Below are 19,648 nucleotides of genomic sequence, written 5' to 3'. Positions count from 1 at the left end.
AACTTCCTTTCATCAATCAGCTGGTGCGATCTGATGGGCAAGACCCACCGACTGCCCGGTTGCGGCGGCGTGCAGGATGGCGTGACAGATTTCCAGATTGGCCAGGCCCCACGCCCCGGATTGAACCGGGCGGCGACCCAATCGCACTGCATCATGCAGCGCATCCAGAGCGCCTGCCCGCGGCGAAAGAATGCGTGGCGCAGGAATGAACCGCTGTTCGGTATCGCCATAGAGCCAGAGCCCGCCCGGGGTCAGGCGCAGATCGGCGCGGTCCAGCGACAGGATGATCGGGCCGAAGTGTTCATGATGTGGTGCAGGATCCGGAACGGGCGAAGCACCGTAGCCGCGAGACTGCTTCAACGCCGCCTCGGTCTGTGCATCCGGGGCTTGCGTCAACATCTGCCGCGCTGCCCCATAGCGCGAAGGGTCCTTGGCGTGACCCAACTCGCCCACCCAGTCCATCCACGCATCGCTGTCAAAATGCGCGTAGCCGGAATAGAGCAGAGAGGCGAAAGCTCCGTCGGCAAAGGCGATCAGCGCGGCATAGGCCCCCTCGGTAGGGCGGCTTTGATCCCAGCGGCCGGTTTGCGCGGCCACATTGCGGGCCAGCCCGCCCGCCAGCAGGCGGACAATGTCGATCTGATGCACCGCCTGGCTAAAGATCACGCCGCCGCCCTGGGCGGTGTCCAATTCCTCGCTGCGGCGGGGTCGATACAGGAAATCGGTATAGTTGAAAGCCTGGATCATGCGAAGGCGGCCCAGTTTGCCGCTTTGAATCATCGCGTGAGCCTGTGCCACGGGGCCGTCAAAGCTGTGGCTGGGGCCGACGATCATCTGGATACCCGCGGCCTCGGCTGCGGCGACCATTGCCGCCCCATCCTCCATCGCAATGGCCAAAGGCTTGTCAACCAGCACGTGCTTTCCAGCGGACGCAGCGGCGATGACATGGTCCCGGTGCATCTGGTGAGGTGTGGCGATGTAGACCGCGTCTACATTTGGATCGTGGCAAAGCTCTGCGACATCCGCATGAACGGAACCGCCAAAGGCCGCAGCGAAAGCCGCGCGGGACTCTTCCCGGGGGGCTGCCGCTGCGACCAGGCGAAAGCGGCGATCCGCCAGGATGCTGGGAAGGGTCAGCATGAAGGCCCGCCCAAGGCCCGCGACTCCCAGACCGATGGGATGGTCGCTAGAGGGCAATGGTCAGATCCCCGCTTTGCGCCCGCGAGACGCAGATCATGATCTGGCTGTCTTTCTCTTCCTCCATAAGCACCATGTCGCGGTGATCGGCCCGCCCCGAAATCAACCGACAGCGGCATGTGCCGCAGGTGCCGCTTTCGCAGGATGAGGCGACGCGGATTCCAGCATCCCGCAACGCTTCGAGGATGGATTTGCTGGCCGCCACATCCACCACCTGCCCGGTACCATGCAGGGAGACGCGGAACGGCTGATCACTCGGGCGCACGGCGTCGATCCCCTTGAAGTCCTCGAAATGCACACGTCCTTCGGGCCAATGGCCGCTGACAGCCTTGATCTCTTCCATCAATGGCGCCGGTCCGCAGCAATAGACCTGAGCGGAACTCGGCGTCTCGAAATGATCCCAAAAATCATAGAGCTGGTGCGGATCACCATTGTCGTGATGGATGGTGACCCGGTGTCCCAACGCGCGCACTGCATCCAGATAGGCGGTCTCGGCGACACTGCGGGTGCAATAGATCAGATCGAAGGGTTTGCCGATCGCCCTCAGATGCTGTCCCATAGCCAAGATCGGGGTGATCCCGATGCCACCGGCGATCAGCAGGTATCTTGGCGCGGATTGCAGGGCAAAGTTGTTCTGAGGCGCGCTGACGTTCAGGATGGTGCCCGGTTGCGCCTCCCCGTGCATTGAGGCTGATCCCCCGCGTGACTGCGGTTCGCGTTTCACGGCAATCACCAGAGAGTCCGGAACTTCGCCCTCATTCACCAGCGAATAACGACGCATCGCGCCCGATGGCGTTTCCACCGTGACATGCGATCCCGCAGTGAACGTGGCGATTTCTCCGCCATCTGCGGGGGTCAATGTAAACTCGGCGATTGTTTCGGTCAGGGCGCGGCGCGCAGCAACGTGGAATGGACGCATGGGCACAGCCAGTGACATCGGTAGGCGTCTCCTTGTTTGAAGTCATATCTTAGATATCTAAATAATCCTGTCAACGGACTAGACTTTTGAAATCTCCTGTCACAGATTAGATAGCTAAGGGATGTTGTCGAGGGAGGTTGACCATGCTTCTGCCCGAAGAGAATGATCTGCTGTGCCGCGTGCAGGATGATGCGCCCATGGCCCGGCTGATGCGCCGCCATTGGGTGCCGGTCTGCCTTGTCGAAGAAGTGGCCGAGGCCGATGGAACGCCGCTTCTGGTCGAGGCGATTGGTCGTCGCTATGTGGCGTTTCGCGACAGCAACGGTGATCTGGGCCTGTTGGACGAGTTATGCCCGCATCGCCGCGCCTCTCTTGTCTATGGACGCAATGAGGAGTGCGGGCTGCGCTGCCTCTATCACGGCTGGAAATTCGACGTCAAAGGCAATGCGGTCGCCATGTCATCCGAACCGGAGGGCAGCCCGTTGCATGGCAAAGTCAAGCACAAGGCCTATCCTTTGCAGGAGTGGGGCGGGTTTGTCTGGGCATGGCTGGGCGACGAGGCCGAGATGTATCCCTTCCAGCCTCCTGCCTTTGCCCCGCATGCCGATACGAAGGTGTCGATCCTGAAAGTCCGCATTCCGGCCAATTGGGCGCAGATCACGGAGGGTCAGATCGACAGCGCCCACTCGTCCAGCCTGCATTCATCCGACATGGTTCCGGCGCGCGTGGAAGGTGCGGCGGCAGACGACAAGTCATGGTATCGCCCATCGACTGACAAGTCGCCACGCATGCAGACTCAGACTACGGCTTATGGCTTTCACTATGCCGCCATCCGCAAGCCGATCAGGAATGCGGCAACGCATAACTATCTGCGTGTGACAGAGTATATCGCGCCCTTCACTTCGTTGATCCCGCCGAACAACAGTTACAAAGTTGCGACCGTCATCGTGCCTATCGACGATACCACCTCGCATTTCCACTTTATCGCATGGGGTGGGAAGGACTGCCCGTCAACAGAAGAGTGGCGCAAGTTCAATCATGTGCAGAAGGGCATCGACCTGGATGATCGCTGGGTATCCAGACGGAACGCTGCGAACAACTTCCTGCAGGACCGCCAGGCGATGAAACTGGGCAACTTCACGGGTGTGAAGGGTATTCCCAATCAGGATATCGTGATGTGGGTGTCCATGGGAGCGATTGTTGATCGCTCGAAGGACATTCTGGGGGCATCGGATCTGGCGATCGTCGAATTCCGCCGCCTGATGGTGGACGCCGCCAAACGGGTGGCCGAAGGCGGCCCTGCCATTGGCGCCGACGAACCGCGCGCGGTTCATGCCCAGATCGCCTCGCGCGAGGGGATCTATCCCAAAGACGTGGATTGGCGCCTTCTTGGTTCCGGTCACAGCGAAGAGGGGATGACAAGCGCCGCTGAATAGCTTGCCTGCCATCAGGATGATGAAGGCAGGCCCGAAGCGGAGCGATCACCCAAGGAAAGAAACGATTGGGGTCCTTGGCCCTGTGCGAGAAGGTCGCAACACAGGGCACGACCCCAAGCCATACGATCCCTGCGGGCACCAGTCGCACAAGGGGCAACAAAGCCCAGAGAGGATGGGCGAAACGTCAACAGAGTGGGAGGGTAACGATGACATTAGGTACCAAGATCGGCGCGCTGGATATCACTGTGCTGATAGACAGCCGCCTAACCTTCGATCCGGGCATTTTCACTGACACCACGGCCGAACATGTGAACGGTTTGCTGAAGGACGCGGGCGTGAGCGAGGTGCAAACCCATTGCAACTCCTATGTGATCCGGTCGGGCGAGACTGTGATGATGGTGGATGCCGGCACCGGCGGATTGTTCGGCCCCACCTCGGGCAAGCTGGGCGAGGCCATGACTGAAGCGGGGATCAAGCCTGCGGACATCACCCATCTGTTCATGACCCATTTGCACCCCGACCATACCGCAGGGGCTATCACCTCGGACGGTAAGGCTGTCTTTCCCAATGCCGAACTGATGCTGCTGGAAGCAGAGCGTGCTTTTTGGGTGAACGACGCCAATTTCGCGGGCGCGCCTGAGGATGTTCTGGGATGGCAAGGCTTGGCCAAGGGCACGGTCAATGCCTACAAGGATCGGCTGAAGATTGTGAGGGATGGCGAAGAGATCATCCCCGGTGTCAGTGTCATCGGCCTGCCTGGCCACACACCGGGACATGCGGGACTGCGGATTGAAAGCGGCGGGCAAACTTTGGTGCACATGGCCGATGTGGTGCATGTGCAGGACGTGCAACTGTCCGATCCCAGCCTTGGTGTCGTGTTCGATGTGGACGGGGCGCAGGCCCGCAGAAGCCGCGAGCGGGCCCTTGACATGCTGGCGACCGACAAGCTGATGGTCACAGGCTCGCACCTGAGAATGCCGAAGTTCGGCCAGATCGTGCGGCATGGCTCTGGCTATCGCTATCTGGATATCTGAAGGGTATCGGAAAACTGGCAAAGGCCGCCCCGACGGAGCGGCCTTTCATGCCTTGCGGTGCCCATGTCCGGGGGGCAGACCATCCGGAAAACACCTCGTCCAACGGCTGAAATGCATCCGACCTAGCGTTGGGTTTTCCGCCTTGGAACGCCACGCTTACCCGTCTGCAACGGATCAGCCGTTGGTGAAGACCTTGTCCATGACGGCCGCGATGCGCGCCTCGGCCGGGCTTGCAGGTATATCCCCCAGCAGATATTTATCCTGCGCGGCTTCGGCAGCCTCGAATCCGATCAGCTTTTTGAAGTCGGTCATGCTTGTAACCGGCTGCGGAATTGTCCGCGTTTGGTAGGTCTGGCGCAAGGCACCAAGGTTGCGTTGCACCGCCTCGGTCGCGCTCATGAGGGCAACAAGCGGGAAAACGGCAAGGCCAGCCACCTCTTCTATTTCTTCGGGGGACAGATCCGTTTCCAACCAACCAAGGATTTGCAGCGACAAGGGCACGCCCACAGCAGCGCGCAAGCGACGCAAGCCGTGAATATCCGAGAAACATCTTGAGATCGGCTGGATCAGATCTGCCCCGGCCTCGACATAAAGTTTTGCGCGAAAGATCGCCTCATCTTCGGTCGTGGCATCGGTACGGGCGATGATGATCGTGTTTGGATCACGGCGTGCGTCAACGGCGGCCCGGATCTTGGCGGCATGTTCTTCAGGGGAAAGGATCTCGATCCGCGCAGCGGCAGCGGGACAGCGTTTCGGGGCCAACTGGTCCTCGAAGATCATGCCGACGACTCCGGCCTTTTCGAAGGCGCGAACCGTCCGCATGACGTTCAGCGCATTGCCGTAACCGGTGTCGGTATCCGCAATCAACGGCACGGATAGTGCATCCACCATCTTGGAAACGACAGACAGATTTTCGGTCATGGTGTACAGTTCGACATCCGGCGCGCCAAGATGCGACGCGGACACCCCGAAACCTGTGCTCATCACGGCTTCGAACCCGGCGCGCTCGGCCAGTTTTGCAGACAAAGCGTCGTAAGCACCCGCAGCCCACAATGTCTGTCCTCTGCGCAGTCGGGCCGAGATCTCAGCTTTCAAATCACTCATTGGGACTCCTCCAGATCGCGGGCGTGCAGATAGCCAATCAGGCCGCCATTATCCAACATCTTGCGGTCTCCTTGTGACAGGGGCTCGATCGGCAGGTTCTGCCCTGTTGTCAGGTTGCGAAATAGACAGGCGGTCCAATCAACCTCGACCATGTCCCAGCGCGAAACGATGCCAAGCACGCCCGGACAGGTGGCTTGCGGAAAGCCCATCGCGATCTCGCCCCGCCAATAGCCGGGTGAAAAACTTTCTGCTACGACACCAGACAGGCCGAGCTGGCGCATCGCGATCATCGGAGGATAGTGCGGATGGCCATAGCCAAAATTCTCACCCCCGATCAGAAGGTCACCGGGCCGGACCTGAGCAGCGAAACCGGGATCGAAGTCCGACATTGCAACCTCGGCCAGCTTGACCGGGTCTTTCAGCTTGATATTGGCGACGCCCACGATGTCGTCGACGTCGAAGTCCTTTTCCGGAAAGATCCAGGCGACACGGCCGTGCAGGTTCTTCAAAGCCATCGACCTCTCCTACAGATATCGCCTGGGGTCAGCTATGCGGCCTTCAATGGCCGCAGCGGCGACCGCCGCAGCATTGACGATGAAGATTTCCGAGTCGCGACTTCCCATGCGTCCGCGGACATTCAGCGTTCCGGTCGAGACAGCGCGCTGTCCCGCGCTCATGACGCCAAGACGGCCAAAGCAGTAATCGCAGGATGAGGAAGTTACGAACGCACCAGCGGCGACAAGATCGGTGATCAAACCCTCTGCTGCTGCCTGTCGCATGATTTCCTGGCTGGTCGGCACGACATTGAGTTGAAAGCCGGGCTTGACCTGCCGACCGCGCAGAACCTGCGCCGCGATCCGCAAATCCTCAAGCCGGCCCGAGGCACATGACCCAAGGTATCCGACCTGAACCTCTGTCCCCAGATGGTCACTGAGGTTTTCGGTATTCGCCGGGCTGGGGGGCACAACGATCACCGGTTCGAGATCGGTCACATCAATCGTGTAACCGGCCGCGTAGCTTGCGTCCGGGTCGGAAAAGACCGGCTCGATATCGGCTCTGGCCCGTGGGGCCGCATAGGCGAGTGCCTTTTCGTCCGGATTGATGACGGCAGTGATCGCTCCGGTAAACATAGCAAGGCACGTGATCGCCTGCCTGCCTTCAAGCGATAGCGCATCAATCACTTCGCCGCCAAGTTCCAGCACCTTGAAGCGGCAGGACGACGGGCCGAGGACCCTTACGATATGATGGAACACGTCCCGCGCCATCACGCCGGGTTGAAGGGTGCCTGTCAGGTTCACGCGCACTGTATGCGGCACGGTGATCAGGATGTGTTCCTTGACGAAGGCTTCAAGTAAATGGCGGCGCAGGCCGATGGCGAGGGTGCCATAGGTGCCCAGTTGAGAGATATGCCCGTCGAAATGCACGGCAAAGGCCCCAGGAGTCGCATAGCCCAGTTCCGCAGCGACCTGATGACCGATGCCCTTGCGCTCGAAAACGGGGACGTTCTGGGCAGCCCCCCAGTCGCGCGTGATCTGGTGCAACTCTTCTTCGGCAGGCGTGACAGCCGGGACCATGTGATCAATGAATAATGCAAAGCGCGACGGGTCTGTGACCTTGTCGATGCCGAACTCGTCCTTCATCTGGCGAAAGATGACATCGGTATATCCCGGGAAGTCATAGGCGATCACGAAGTCGGGGCGGGCGCGAATGTCCTGGCCAGCCGATACCCTGTCCAGACCCGCGCATCGCGCCAGGATCTTCTCGGCGATGGTTGCGCCCATGGCGTCCTCCTGCTCACTCCCCTACGGCCTCAAATCGTATCCCGGTCAGCCTTCATGTCAATAGGCAACGGAAATTTCACTATATGAAATCACGAGGGGATCTGATCGGATATCACCGCGCAAGCCTGCTTGAGCGTAGCCAGCAGGTCCGGATTTGGTGACCCGTTGGCCGTCACGATGCTTGAGGTCAGCCCGCCCAGGGAAACAGCCGCGACGACCGCGCCACTGGGATTGCGTATAGGGGCTGCCAATGCCGACAAGCCCTCAAGAACGTCGTCCGTCGCAAGTGACCAGCCGTTGTGCCGGACATCATCAAGCATCTCGCGCAGCACAAAAGGATTGGTGATGCTTTTGCGCGACAGAGCGACAAGTGGGCCTTCGAGAACCGCGTTGCATTCATCCTCTGGCATATGGGCGAGAAGCAGGCGCGGCGCCGCCCCGCAGTTCAGGGGCATCGCTTCGCCAATCGGCCACCAGCGCACCTGGACAGGTGAATTGCCGTGTTCACGTGCAAGGCAAATCGCTTGATTTCCTCTTAAAATGGACAAAAGAACTGTATGGCCTGTGGTGTTCGCCAACTCTCGGATATGGTCCATGGCAAGGTCGCGCAGCGTGCGCCCGTCGGGAACGGCGGACACCAGCCGCCATACCTGCATTGTCAGGTGATAGCGGCCGTCGGCGGCCTGTCCGATCAGTCCCTCATCCCTCAGGGTGACCAGTAACCTGCGTGTCGTTCCGGCGTCGAGGTCGGTTGCCGAAGCAATTTGACCCAGCGACATATACATCTGACCGGGTGTGAAGCATCGCAGGATAGCTACAGCCCGCGAGACTGCGCGCACGCGTGCCAGCGTCTCGCCATTTTGTCCTCGGTCGGTCTTTTGGTGTTTCGTCGACATCTGTCCTCGTCGTGTTCCGCGGTCCGGTGTTGTGGGGCTTTATGAATATTGAATACGATCATAAATTTCAAACAGTGAAATCAAATTTGCTTGTTGACTTAATTTGCTCTTCTGCCGAACATTCATTGCGGCCCCGCAGGAGAGGGCGCAAGGGAGGAGAACAATGAAACATTTGAAGATTGCGCTGGCCGCGACCGTCATGATGCTGTCGGGCGGACTTACAGCCTTGTCACCCACCATCGCCGAGGCGCAAACGCGGCAATTGCGCTTTGCCGAATTTGGTCCGAACTCAGGCGCGCGGGCGGGCGGGTTGGTCTGGCTGGACGAGGAAATGCGCCGCCGCACCAATGGCGAGCTTGGTCTGGACATCATTTGGGGTGGCGCATTGGTCGGCGCCGCAGGGGCTGCACAGGCGATTTCTGACGGGGTTGCCGATATGGGATCCATCGTCCCGGTCTACGCGCCCGGACAGCTTGTCGTCTATGAAGTTGTCGATACCGGCGAGATTTTCGACGAATACGTCGGCATGATGGCCGCCTATGAGTTGATGACGACACACCCTGTCGCCTTGCAAGAGGCCGAGGCGTTCAACGTCAAGTATTTCGGAAACTACACCACCGGCCCCACGCAGCTGCTGACCAAGGACAAGCCCGTTGCCAGTCTTGAGGATCTCAAGGGTTTGACCATCCGCAGCACCGGCGCGCATGTTCCCGCGCTTGAGGCTTTTGGTGCGGCGACTGTTTCGATGTCACAACCGGCAGTCTATGAGGCTTTGTCGAACGGCTCGGTGGATGGTTCGACAACCTATTACTATGTGGTGGACGGCTACAAGCAGTATGAGGTCGCCAGCTACATGAGCGAGCTCAATCTGGGTCAGACACTGGCATTCGGCATCATCATGAACCTGCAAACCTATCAGAGCCTGACACCCGAACAACAAAAGATCATGGACGAGCTTGGCCGTGATTTTACGGTAGAAATGGCCGAGATCATGGCCCGCTCGCGGATCGACACCAAGGCCAAGCTGGCAGAAGGTGTTGACGGCAAGAAGATCACCATGATCGACCCGCCAGCCGAAATGCGGGATGCCTTGGTCAAGGTCGCTCTAGAAGATGCGGCGAACTGGGTCACCAAGGCTGACGGCAAGGGCTTTGAAGGGCAGGCGCTTTTTGCCGAGTGGATCGCCTTGACCGACAAGCACAAGGCGGAACTGGACGCCAAAGGCTATCCCTGGGACTGATACACAGTGACGGCTCATCGCCGGGCAGCCCTTTTTGAAGGCGCCCGGCGATGCGCCACTCTTCTTTGGACCATCCGATAGGGACGTGCCGCCGATGCCCGACTTTCACCGTGATTTTCGTCGTGTCCAGACGTTTCTGGAGGACGCTGCCATCGTTCTTGCAAGCGGTGTCCTGCTGGTGATGGGGCTCATCATCGTTGCCTCGATCATTGGCAAGACGGTTTTTCTGAAACCCATTCCCGACGAACTGTTGATGGTCGGTCTGCTGAACGTGGCCGTCATCGTTTTGCCCTTGGCCTATGTTGAGCGTCACCGGGGGCATATCACGGTGACTGTGACAACGGACTGGATGGGGCTCAGGGCCCGCGGAGTGTTGCGCGCCTTGGGTGCACTGGCCATGGGAGTGTTCTTTGGCGGGATCGGCTATATCGTCGTGCGGCGCATGCCCGAAGAAATCGCGCGCGGCGCTTACTATGACGGCGTCCTGCAAATCCCCACATGGCCGATGAAAGCGGTTTTTGGCGCGGCAATCATCCTCTTCAGCCTGAGACTGCTGTTGAGCATGATGGAAGGGATCCGAACTGCGGTGACGGGACTTGAAGATGCGGCGTCGAACGTCCCGCACGAGGAGGTTTGAGCTTTGGATCCGCTTCTTGTTGGTTTGACGGCGCTTTGTGTCACACTGTTCCTGCTGGCCATACGCGTTCCGATCGCGGCTGCCTTGGGCATTTCGGCCTCGATCGGCATCTTCATCATCTTCGCATGGCGTCCCGGTGCGGATTTCATGCCGCAATTCGCCTGGCGGCCGACCCTTTCGCTGATTGCCAATGGTCCATATGACTTTCTCAAGAGTTACAGCCTTGCCACGGTGCCACTGTTTGTCCTGATGGGGCATCTGTCCTATGAGGCGGGCTTCACCACTGACATTTACCGAGCCGCCCGCTTGTGGCTGGCAAGGCTTCCCGGCGGGGTGGCCATGGCTTCGATCGTTGGCTGTGGCGGGTTTTCGGCAATCACGGGGTCGTCGGTGGCCTGTGCCGCAGCGATGGGGCGCATCGCGATCCCTGAAATGCTGAAGTTCGGATACTCTAAATCGCTCGCGACAGGCTCCGTTGCGATTGGAGGGACACTCGGTTCACTTATCCCGCCTTCCATCCTTTTCATTCTGTACGGCGTCTTTGCCGAACAGTCGATCGCGCGCCTGTTCATGGCGGCGATCATTCCGGGCCTGCTGTCCCTGTTTGCATATCTGGTGGTGATCTACCTCTGGGCGCGTTTCCGCCCCGCTGACGCCCCCCGGCCAAGTGAGGACATCTCGTCGCGCGACCGCTGGCAAAGCCTGGGGCAATGCTGGTCGATTGTCCTGCTTTTTGCGGTCGTGATCGGTGGCATCTATGCCGGGTTCTTCACACCGTCCGAGGCCGCAGGCGTGGGAGCCATTGCGGCACTTGTGCTGGGCTTGGCGCTGCGCCGCCTGACCTTCGCGCGCATTGGTGCGGCGCTGCGGGAAAGCGTCTATCAGTCCTCGATGATTTTCGCCATTGCCATGGCAGGCAAGGTCTATGTCAGCTTCATCTCGCTGACGGGGCTGTCAGGGGCAATCGGCAGTTGGATCGCGACGGCGGATGTCTCGATGTTTGTCGTCCTCAGTCTGATTGTCTTGCTCTACCTCGTGTTGGGCATGTTTCTGGACCCGATCGGCATTATCCTTCTGACCTTGCCGCTCACCATCCCCATCGTCGACAGCTATGGCTTGTCGTTGATCTGGTTCGGTGTGGTTGTGATCAAGTTGCTTGAAATCGGGTTGGTGACCCCGCCAATCGGACTCAATGTCTTCGTGATCAAGTCAATCCTGCGCGACAAGGTGCGCCTTGAAACAATATTCGTCGGTATCGGTGTCTTCCTGATCGCCGAGGTCGTGGTCCTTGGTCTGATCGTGGGAATACCTGCCCTGTCATTGTGGCTGCCGAGTTCTCTTCTGTAATCGGTCAGTGGGTGCCGGTGGCTTCACATTTGTCAGGCGCGATTTGTCCCTGAATGTGAGCCTGATCGGCCGCTTGCCTTTTGGCCTTCGTGCTGTCCAGACTGGCAAACCGTGTGCAGGGCAGGATGTTCGCGCTTCAAAGCCATGCAACCGATAAGATCGGTTGCGTCCTTGTCAAGCTTGGAGAGAAGCGGTTTGCGGGCAACGGACTCGGGCTGCTGGCGGCTCGTTTCGGGGTTTTCGGGATAAGGCCGGTTGCCTGCGGCCGTGAGATGCGATGCGCCCCTGTTCTTTTCGGCCGAGTTGGTGCGGTGCGGCGCCCTCTGCCAATGGCAGATCCGATCCTTGCCATAGGCTGCAGCGCTTTTGAAAAGGTGCAACCTGTCGTCGTCAGAATGTCAGATGGCCCAGGACGCACATGTGTGCCGCGATCGCGACGGGGTGGTTTCCCTGCGGTGCGGAATTCGGCTATAGGGGCTCAACCAGGTCTCAGGACATGCGCCGGGGGGCGACGGGAACTGTCTGGGGGATGTTGGCGGCCGAAAAAGACGCGCGCCCATGCCGCGCTTGGTCCGGTCCAAAACCGGTAGATGCAGAAGGCACATGTGATGCCAGACTCCATGCTGCGGCAAAGAACATGTCGTGCGTGGTTGTCGAAAGGGAAAGTCAAGGCGATCAGGATGTCCCGCGAAAATGGGCGACCCCGATCAGCGGATGGAAGAAACGAAAGATGAATTTAAGCCAACACGCCAGACTATCCGTGGCGCCCATGATGGACTGGACGGACCGGCATTGCCGTTATCTGCATCGCCTGCTGTCGCGCAATGCCTTGCTTTACACCGAGATGGTTACATCTCCCGCGCTTGTGCGTGGCGGGGCACTGCATTTGCTGGATCACCATCCGGCAGAACATCCTGTCGCCTTGCAACTGGGCGGCTCGGACCCCGAAGAGTTGGCGCAGGCGGCACGGCTGGGGGTGGCCGCCGGTTATGACGAGATCAACCTGAACGTGGGTTGCCCCTCGGACCGTGTGCAATCGGGCACGTTTGGCGCTGTGCTGATGAAACAGCCGGCACTGGTGGCAGAATGCGTGGCGGCGATGCGCGCGGCGGTGGATGTCGAGGTGACCGTGAAATGCCGCATCGGCGTGGATGAGCAGAACCCCGAGGAGGTGCTGCCCGAATTCCTGTCCCGCGTGGGGGCGGCTGGCTGCGGACGCTTCATCATCCACGCGCGCAAGGCGTGGTTGCAGGGGCTCAGCCCCAAGGAGAACCGCGAGATCCCACCGTTGGATCATGATCTGGTGCTGCGGATGAAGGGTATGTTCGGCGGATTGCATCTGTCGATCAATGGCGGGATCACCGATCTGGAACAGGCGCGGCATTTTCTGGATGCGGGGCTGGACGGGGTGATGGTTGGCCGCGCCGCCTATCACCAGCCCGCCGATATCCTGTGCCAGGCAGATCGGCTGATCTGGGGGCAGGGCGCGGACAGTGACCCCGTGGATGTGGTGGGCCGCATGCAGGATTACATCACGGAACATCTGGCACAGGGCGGCCGACTGCATCAGGTCACACGGCACATGCTGGGCCTGTTTGCGGGCACACCCGGCGCGCGGCAGTGGCGGCGTATCCTGTCCGAGGGAGCCTCCCGCGAGGGTGCGGATTTCGGTCTTGTGCGCCACGCGCTGGATGCAGTGCTGGAGGCGCGAGCGCAGGTGGTGGCCTGAGACAGGCGCTCTTTGGACGGTTTTTTTGCCATTGTCCCTGCTGGCAAAAAGCTGTCTATCTGGCCGCAATTCCCAACGAGGAGACGCGACCGTGCCCGACATGACCTTGCTGTTGCAGATGCTGGTTCTTCTGATGGCGATCGGCGCATTCGCCGGTGTGCTGGCAGGGCTTTTGGGCGTGGGCGGCGGGATCATCCTCGTCCCTGCCTTCTTCTATGCCTTTCAGACGCTGGGATATGACAGCCCGCAACTGATGCAGATCTGTCTTGCGACATCCTTGGCCACGATTATCGTGACCTCGACCCGGTCTGTGCTCAGCCACAACAAGAAAGGTGCCGTCGATTGGGAGATCCTGCGCGGCTGGGCCCCGGGCATCGTCGTGGGCGCAGTTCTGGGGGTGATGGTCGCAGCCTCGCTGCGCTCGGTCACGCTGCAAGCCGTATTCGGGATACTGGCGCTTGTGATCGGGGTCTATATGGCGACCTCGCAGGCACATTGGCGGCTGGGCGATGACATGCCGAAGGGTCTGCGCCGCATCACCCTGTCGCCAGCTCTGGGCTTTCTGTCGGTGCTGATGGGCATCGGTGGTGGAAGTTTCGGCGTGCCGGTGATGACGCTTTATGGTGTGCCCATTCACCGGGCTGTCGCCACGGCGGCAGGCTTCGGCGTGATCATCGCCGTGCCGTCTGTGATCGGCTTCCTGCTCTTTCAGGTCGATCCCGCGACACGGCCACCATTTACTATTGGTGCCGTGAATTTCGTGGCCTTCTTCATTACCATTGCGATGACCCTGATCACTGCCCCCTTGGGCGTGAAGCTGGCCCATGCGATGGACCCCAAGCCGTTGAAGCGGGTCTTTGCGGTCTTTCTGACGTTGGTTGCGCTGAACATGCTGCGCAAGGCACTGGGCTGGTAAATGGCTGATCTCGCGCAGGATGGATGGGTCACCTTTCCCACCGAGCCTGCGCTTCTGGAGTGGATCGCGGCAGCCTTGCCGCGCGCCCGTGCCGCCGTGGCGGACCCCGATCAGCGCGCCAAGGGGCTGGTCTGCGAAGGCACATGGTTCGTAGGCGTCGATGCGCTGGACAACGACCCCAAGGGCACAGTGGGCGGCGTTCCTCTACGCGGTGCGGTCCGCGAGACCGCCGACGCGCTGTTCGGGCCGTTGCCGTTGCACCGTGCACAAGTCTCTGTCATCTGGCCGGGCTATCCCCGCCCGCGCGACGACGAAAGCGAGGCGGCCTTTCGCTATCGCCAGCGACGAGACGGGGCCCATCTGGACGGGATGTTGCCCGAGGGGCCAATGCGGCGGCGGTTCTTTCGAGAGCCGCATGCCTGGATCATGGGACTCCCGTTGACGGAATGTGATGCCGGTGCAAGCCCGCTTGTGATCTGGCGGGGTAGCCATCACATCCTGCGCCATGCGTTGCTGCGCGCCTGCGACGGACATCCGCCCGAGACCTGGGGGGATCTGGATCTGACAGATGCCTATACGGCGGCGCGGGCCGAGGTTTTTGCGACCTGCGAGCGGGTCGAACTATCCGCCGCACCGGGGCAGGCCTATCTGCTGCACCGTCTTGCCTTGCATGGCGTGGCCCCTTGGATGCAAGGCGTTCAAGCCCCGGCAGATGGTCGCATGATCGCTTATTTCCGGCCGATTCTGCCCGGGGGTGCGGCACAGTCCCTGATGACCGAGTGACTGGCGGCACAGCCGGATGGACATGATGCAAACTGTTCAATATTCAGAAACAGTGTGCCTAAATTTAGTGAAGTGTTCAGGATTCATGCCTGATCGAAGGCGTGGTATTCGACCGCACTTGCCTTGTCCGCCGGTCCAATTAAGCTGATGCTGGTGTGTGGTTTCAAAGTTTGGGTGGTGCCATGGTTGAACTTTTGCTCGTCATGGGCTTGATTACGGCAGGCTCGGTCTTGTCCTCGTTGTTTGACGATGACGATGACGAAAAGGCTGCCGAAGGAGAAACCCCCTCAGAGACAAGTCAGCCCGGCATCAGGCTGGAGGGTGGGACCGGCGATGATGTGCTGAACGGGCGCGTCGGCAATGATACGATGATCGGCAATCTTGGCAACGACACCTTGCAAGGTGGCGCAGGCGATGACTTGCTGTACGGGCGCGGCGGCAATGATCAGTTGGAAGGCGGCGCAGGCGATGACAGACTGTTCGGCGAGAATGGCGCGGACAGGCTGCTGGGTGGCTTGGGCAATGATTTGCTGGATGGCAGCCTTGGCAATGACACGCTCAACGGTGGCGATGGCAATGACACTTTGCGCGGAGGAATGGGTGACGACCTGATGCGCGGAGGCGAAGGCGACGATGTTCTGAACGGTGGTCCGGGCGAGGATGCCTTGTTTGGCGGTGCTGGAAATGACTTCTTGGAGGGCGGGCAGGACGATGATCTGCTGGAAGGCGGTCTGGGGCAGGATAGCCTGTTTGGTGGTGCGGGCGGAGATGTGCTGGTCGGCTATACGCAATCGGATGGTGCCTCGCTTGGAACCAACCCGGATCGTGTGTTCAGCACCTCTGACGCGGTCGATCCCGACACGCTCAATGGCGGCGATGGCGAGGATTTGCTGATCCTTGGTCGCGGCGATACGGCCTTTGGCGGCGCAGATGAGGACCGTTTTGTCGTCGGTCCTTGGATGACCGGAGCGACGGATACCGGGGTGATCGCGGACTTCGAACCGACGGGCGAGGAGATCGTGATCGTTGTGCCCGAGAACTATGCCGGTTCGGCCACCGTTTCTATCCTGCCCGATGGACCCGACGCTCTGGTGCAAATGGATGGGCAAACCTATGCCCGTGTGACTGGTGCCGCGTCGACATTGACCGCTTCAATGGTGTCGGTCGTCTTCTCGCAGTTTGTTGTCGCAAGCTAAGCGGAACGGATGTGCGGGCGGCGCGCTACGATTCCTGCGCCAGACGTGCCGCGCGTCCGCCGCGGCGCTGTTTCAGGCGCGGGGCGCGGGCGGGCAGATCCTCCATCACCGCGCGGCGGGCGGCGGGGGACATGCGTGACCAAGCCGTGATCTCGTCAATGCTGCGCAGGCAGCCGGTGCAGAGACGCTCTGCCGGATGGATCACGCAGATCTTGATGCAGGGGCTCTCGATCTCGTCGCGTTTCCAGACATCATCCATTGACTTGCACCTTCAAATGCGCCAGCCGGTCCAGCGCCCCTTGCAGGATATAGGACGCGGCCACGTGGTCGATCACCTCGGCGCGACGTTTTCGCGACGTATCCGCCTCCAGAAGCGCGCGTTCGGCCGCGACGGTGGACAGGCGTTCATCCCAATAGCCGATGGGCAGGTCGGTCAGACGGGACAGGTTGCGGGCAAAGGCGCGCGTTTTCTGGCAGCGCGGCCCTTCGGACCCGTCCATATTGCGCGGCAGACCAAGAATGATCCCGCCGATCTCGCGCTCCGTCAGAACGGCAAGCAACCGTGCAGCATCGGTTGTGAACTTGTCGCGCCGGATCGTTTCCAGCGGCGTGGCCACCGACAGCATCCGGTCCGACACGGCAATTCCGATCGTCTTTTCGCCAAAATCCAGACCCGCAAGCGCACGATGCGCGGGCAGGGCGGCGGCGAATTCCTCGATCGTTTCGCAGATCATTCGGTCAGCCCTGCGCGACGTGCGGCCTCATTCACCTCGGCCAGACCTTCTGGGCTGTCCCAGAAGATGCTCTGCGACTCCTCCCATATCAGACGTGCCTGACGCTCGTCGCCCAGCACACCCAACGCACCTATCAGACGGGCCCATTCGCTGGCGTTGCCACCTTCCAGCGCCAGACGGTCGGACAGGCTCTGCACCATGGTGCGGATCATCTCCATCCGTTCCTCGGCGCTCATGCCTTCGGCGTTCTGGATATCCTCGGCCGACGGGCCGCGCTCTGCCACAGCAGGGGCGTCGCCTTCGGGCGGCAGTGTGAAATTGCGCACACCGGCGCGGAAGGCCATATCCTCGATCTGTGCGCGGATCGCCAGAACATAGGGCGCATCGGCAGGGCCATCCTGCAAGGCCGCTTCCCATGTCCGAAAGGCCACGTCGGGACGCCCGGTCTGGGCCTGCAGCAGCCCGACATAATAGCGCGCGGGGCCGTTCTGCGGATCACGGGTAAGGGCCGCACGCAGCGCCGCCTCGGCTTCGGGCGAGACATAGCCGCCCGCGGCCAGGATCATCATGTCGGCGTAATCGACATAATCCTCGGCTGTGGCCTGGTCCCCCTTGATCGACAAGACGCGGGCCTGTGCCTTGTGGGCGGCGGCGAAATTGCCCAGAGCCGCCTCGTTCCGCGCCAGCAGGACAGCGCCTTGCAGATCGCGGGGACGTTCGGCCACGGCAGCGCGCAACTGCTCCATCAGGCGGATGAAATCGGGCGAGGGGGCCTGCACGGTCGCACCCGCCGGAACCTTGGCTTCCGCCTCGGCCTGGCTGATGCGGTTCTCCCGCGCGTCCTGCGCCGCATCGATACGGCTGGCAAGGCTCATGTCGGGGTAGCCGGGCGCACCAAGCTGCATGTAGACCAAGATCGACCCGCCCATCATCACCAGCAGCGACAGGGCGGCCGCCGTCATGGCCAGCGATTTGGGTTGGGCACCCTCTTGCAACCCTTTTTGCAACTGGGCATCGGCGGCAAGGATGCGGCGCGACACTTCGGCCCGGATACGCTCGGCATCGTCGGGGCCGATCACGCCGCGCGCCAGATCGCGCTCCACCTCTTTCAACTGATCGCGATAGACGCGCAGGTCATAGGCGGCGGGTGGTTCGTCCCCTGTGCGTCCGCGCAGGATGGCCAAGGCAAGCAATGCTGCGATGGCGAAAGCCAGTGCCGAAATGATAAGCCAGAAACTCATACGTCCTCCTTGGTGCTGGCTTTCATGTATAGGTGCGACTGCCCTGAAAAAAGAGCAAACTGTCGCATAGGTCCACCATGTCGCAACCATGCGCCATTGTGACGTTCTCAAACGGGGGTGAAACCGGCGTCGGGTCCAGATATCACCGCAGGACAAGCCGAACCGGATTCGAAGGATCAGTGCGCCGATGAAACGCTATTCCGTCTTTGCCATCGCCCGCGAGGCCATGCGCCAGCATACAGGCTGGACCCGTGCATGGCGCGATGCCGCGCCCAAGAAGAAATATGATGTGATCATTGTGGGCGCTGGCGGGCATGGGCTGGCCACGGCTTACTATCTTGGCAAGAATTACGGGATCACCAATGTCGCCATCCTTGAAAAAGGCTGGCTGGGGGGCGGCAACACCGGGCGGAATACGACGATCATCCGCTCGAACTATCTGCAAGACCCGTCCGCCGCGATCTATGAAAAGGCGCGCAGCCTGTATGAGACGATGTCGCAGGACCTGAACTACAACGTGATGTTCAGCCCGCGTGGCGTGATGATGCTGGCGCAGACCCAGCATGAGGTGCGGGGCTATCAGCGCACCGCCCATGCCAATGCGCTGCAAGGCGTGAAAACCGAGTTCATCAGCCCGGCGAAGGTCAAGGAACTGGTGCCGATCATCAATCTGGACGGGCCACGCTATCCTGTTCTGGGCGCACTCTGGCAGGCGCGCGGCGGCACGGCGCGGCATGATGCGGTGGCCTGGGGCTATGCGCGGGCCTGTTCCGACATGGGCATGGACGTGATCCAGCAATGCGAGGTGACAGCCGTGCGCCGCGAGGGGGGCCGGGTCGTTGGCGTCGATACCAGTCGCGGGTCGATTGATTGCGACAAGCTGGGCATCGTCGTGGCAGGCAATTCTTCCGTTCTGGCGGATATGGCGGGCTTCCGTCTGCCGATTGAATCACTCGCGCTGCAGGCACTGGTGTCCGAGCCGATCAAGCCCTGCATGGATGTGGTTGTGATGGCCAATACCGTGCATGGCTATATGAGCCAGTCCGACAAGGGCGAGATGGTGATCGGCGGCGGCACCGACGGCTACAACAACTACACCCAGCGCGGCAGTTTCCACCATATCGAGGAAACGGTCCGCGCCCTGATCGAAACCTTCCCGATGATTTCCCGCCTCAAGATGCTGCGGCAATGGGGCGGCATCGTGGATATGACCGGCGACCGCTCGCCCATCCTGTCGAGAACGCCGGTGGAGGGCGTTTTCGTCAACTGCGGTTGGGGGACCGGCGGGTTCAAGGCGATCCCCGGATCAGGCTGGGCCATGGCCGAGCTGATGGCCAAGGGCCATTCGCCGCTGACGCAGGAATTCTCGATGTTCCGCTTCCGCGAAGGCAAGTTCATCGACGAGTCCGTGGCAGCAGGGGTGGCGCATTGATGGCCGCCCTGATCCAGACTGATTGC

At 60.8% G+C, this 19,648-nt stretch carries 19 protein-coding genes; 10 read left to right on the top strand and 9 right to left on the bottom strand.

Going from position 1 to position 19,648, the window contains the following annotated elements; translation table 11 throughout:
* Window positions 1-12 precede the first annotated feature (12 nt).
* The gene (locus tag PVW27_RS03000; RefSeq protein WP_274555050.1) at window positions 13-1,197 is read right to left on the bottom strand and encodes a Gfo/Idh/MocA family protein; all 1,185 of its coding nucleotides are present in this window, start codon (window positions 1,195-1,197) and stop codon (window positions 13-15) included.
* Window positions 1,187-2,134 (bottom strand): PDR/VanB family oxidoreductase, encoded by a 948-nt coding sequence (locus PVW27_RS02995; protein WP_274555049.1) that lies wholly within the window; start codon window positions 2,132-2,134, stop codon window positions 1,187-1,189. The genes PVW27_RS03000 and PVW27_RS02995 overlap by 11 nt, the downstream gene beginning before the upstream one ends.
* Window positions 2,135-2,259: 125 nt before the next feature.
* On the opposite strand from PVW27_RS02995, the gene PVW27_RS02990 reads away from it, so the two are divergent.
* Together PVW27_RS02990 and PVW27_RS02985 are read left to right on the top strand one after the other, a co-directional pair.
* Window positions 2,260-3,552, top strand: a complete 1,293-nt coding sequence (locus PVW27_RS02990; protein ID WP_274555048.1) for a Rieske 2Fe-2S domain-containing protein — start codon at window positions 2,260-2,262, stop codon at window positions 3,550-3,552.
* A gap of 206 nt (window positions 3,553-3,758) precedes the next feature.
* Entirely contained in the window at window positions 3,759-4,586 is an 828-nt protein-coding gene (locus tag PVW27_RS02985; RefSeq protein WP_274555047.1) for an MBL fold metallo-hydrolase, read from the top strand.
* Window positions 4,587-4,760: 174 nt separating this feature from the next.
* On the opposite strand, the gene PVW27_RS02980 is transcribed toward PVW27_RS02985, so the two are convergent.
* The 4 genes from PVW27_RS02980 to PVW27_RS02965 form a co-directional block, all read right to left on the bottom strand.
* Complete coding sequence (locus PVW27_RS02980) at window positions 4,761-5,690, bottom strand: isocitrate lyase/PEP mutase family protein (protein WP_274555046.1); 930 nt, start codon at window positions 5,688-5,690, stop codon at window positions 4,761-4,763.
* Window positions 5,687-6,205: a hypothetical protein gene (locus PVW27_RS02975; protein ID WP_274555045.1), complete on the bottom strand. Its 519-nt coding sequence runs from the start codon at window positions 6,203-6,205 to the stop codon at window positions 5,687-5,689. Before PVW27_RS02975 ends, PVW27_RS02980 begins: the two co-directional genes overlap by 4 nt.
* 9 nt (window positions 6,206-6,214) lie before the next feature.
* A complete protein-coding gene (locus PVW27_RS02970) occupies window positions 6,215-7,471 on the bottom strand; it encodes a 3-isopropylmalate dehydratase large subunit (RefSeq protein WP_274555044.1) in 1,257 nt (418 codons plus the stop codon).
* A gap of 89 nt (window positions 7,472-7,560) precedes the next feature.
* On the bottom strand, window positions 7,561-8,367 hold the full coding sequence (locus PVW27_RS02965; protein ID WP_274555043.1) for an IclR family transcriptional regulator: 807 nt from the start codon (window positions 8,365-8,367) through the stop codon (window positions 7,561-7,563).
* 163 nt (window positions 8,368-8,530) lie between these two features.
* Between PVW27_RS02965 and dctP the strand changes: the two genes are divergently transcribed.
* The 7 genes from dctP (at window position 8,531) to PVW27_RS02930 (ending at window position 16,215) form a co-directional block, all read left to right on the top strand.
* On the top strand, window positions 8,531-9,607 hold the full coding sequence (gene dctP / locus PVW27_RS02960; RefSeq protein ID WP_274555042.1) for a TRAP transporter substrate-binding protein DctP: 1,077 nt from the start codon (window positions 8,531-8,533) through the stop codon (window positions 9,605-9,607).
* A gap of 94 nt (window positions 9,608-9,701) precedes the next feature.
* On the top strand, window positions 9,702-10,244 hold the full coding sequence (locus PVW27_RS02955) for a TRAP transporter small permease (RefSeq protein WP_274555041.1): 543 nt from the start codon (window positions 9,702-9,704) through the stop codon (window positions 10,242-10,244).
* A 3-nt stretch (window positions 10,245-10,247) separates the two neighbouring features.
* Window positions 10,248-11,591, top strand: coding sequence for a TRAP transporter large permease (locus PVW27_RS02950; RefSeq protein ID WP_274555040.1), 1,344 nt, complete (start codon window positions 10,248-10,250; stop codon window positions 11,589-11,591).
* Window positions 11,592-12,321: 730 nt separating this feature from the next.
* A complete protein-coding gene (gene dusA, locus PVW27_RS02945) occupies window positions 12,322-13,320 on the top strand; it encodes a tRNA dihydrouridine(20/20a) synthase DusA (protein ID WP_274555039.1) in 999 nt (332 codons plus the stop codon).
* 91 nt (window positions 13,321-13,411) lie between these two features.
* Complete coding sequence (locus PVW27_RS02940) at window positions 13,412-14,236, top strand: sulfite exporter TauE/SafE family protein (protein ID WP_274555038.1); 825 nt, start codon at window positions 13,412-13,414, stop codon at window positions 14,234-14,236.
* The gene (locus tag PVW27_RS02935; protein WP_274555037.1) at window positions 14,237-15,019 is read left to right on the top strand and encodes a hypothetical protein; all 783 of its coding nucleotides are present in this window, start codon (window positions 14,237-14,239) and stop codon (window positions 15,017-15,019) included.
* Between the two features lie 182 nt (window positions 15,020-15,201).
* On the top strand, window positions 15,202-16,215 hold the full coding sequence (locus PVW27_RS02930) for a calcium-binding protein (RefSeq protein WP_274555036.1): 1,014 nt from the start codon (window positions 15,202-15,204) through the stop codon (window positions 16,213-16,215).
* A 25-nt stretch (window positions 16,216-16,240) separates the two neighbouring features.
* Here the strand turns inward: PVW27_RS02930 and PVW27_RS02925 are convergent, their stop codons facing one another.
* Genes PVW27_RS02925 through ccmI form a run of 3 tightly spaced genes read right to left on the bottom strand, consistent with a single transcriptional unit; the run spans window position 16,241 to window position 18,190 of the window.
* Window positions 16,241-16,474 (bottom strand): DUF1289 domain-containing protein, encoded by a 234-nt coding sequence (locus PVW27_RS02925; RefSeq protein WP_274555035.1) that lies wholly within the window; start codon window positions 16,472-16,474, stop codon window positions 16,241-16,243.
* Window positions 16,467-16,949 carry a Holliday junction resolvase RuvX gene (ruvX, locus tag PVW27_RS02920; protein ID WP_274555034.1) on the bottom strand — a complete coding sequence of 161 codons (483 nt, stop codon included), beginning with the start codon at window positions 16,947-16,949 and terminating at the stop codon, window positions 16,467-16,469. Before ruvX ends, PVW27_RS02925 begins: the two co-directional genes overlap by 8 nt.
* The gene (ccmI, locus tag PVW27_RS02915) at window positions 16,946-18,190 is read right to left on the bottom strand and encodes a c-type cytochrome biogenesis protein CcmI (RefSeq protein ID WP_274555033.1); all 1,245 of its coding nucleotides are present in this window, start codon (window positions 18,188-18,190) and stop codon (window positions 16,946-16,948) included. Before ccmI ends, ruvX begins: the two co-directional genes overlap by 4 nt.
* A 187-nt stretch (window positions 18,191-18,377) precedes the next feature.
* On the opposite strand from ccmI, the gene PVW27_RS02910 reads away from it, so the two are divergent.
* Window positions 18,378-19,622 (top strand): sarcosine oxidase subunit beta family protein, encoded by a 1,245-nt coding sequence (locus tag PVW27_RS02910; RefSeq protein WP_274555032.1) that lies wholly within the window; start codon window positions 18,378-18,380, stop codon window positions 19,620-19,622.
* Window positions 19,623-19,648: the final 26 nt, after the last annotated feature.

This window comes from Seohaeicola sp. 4SK31, from assembly GCF_028802875.1.
Taxonomy (GTDB): Bacteria; Pseudomonadota; Alphaproteobacteria; order Rhodobacterales; family Rhodobacteraceae; genus Seohaeicola.
This window is presented reverse-complemented; position numbering and strand designations above follow the sequence as displayed.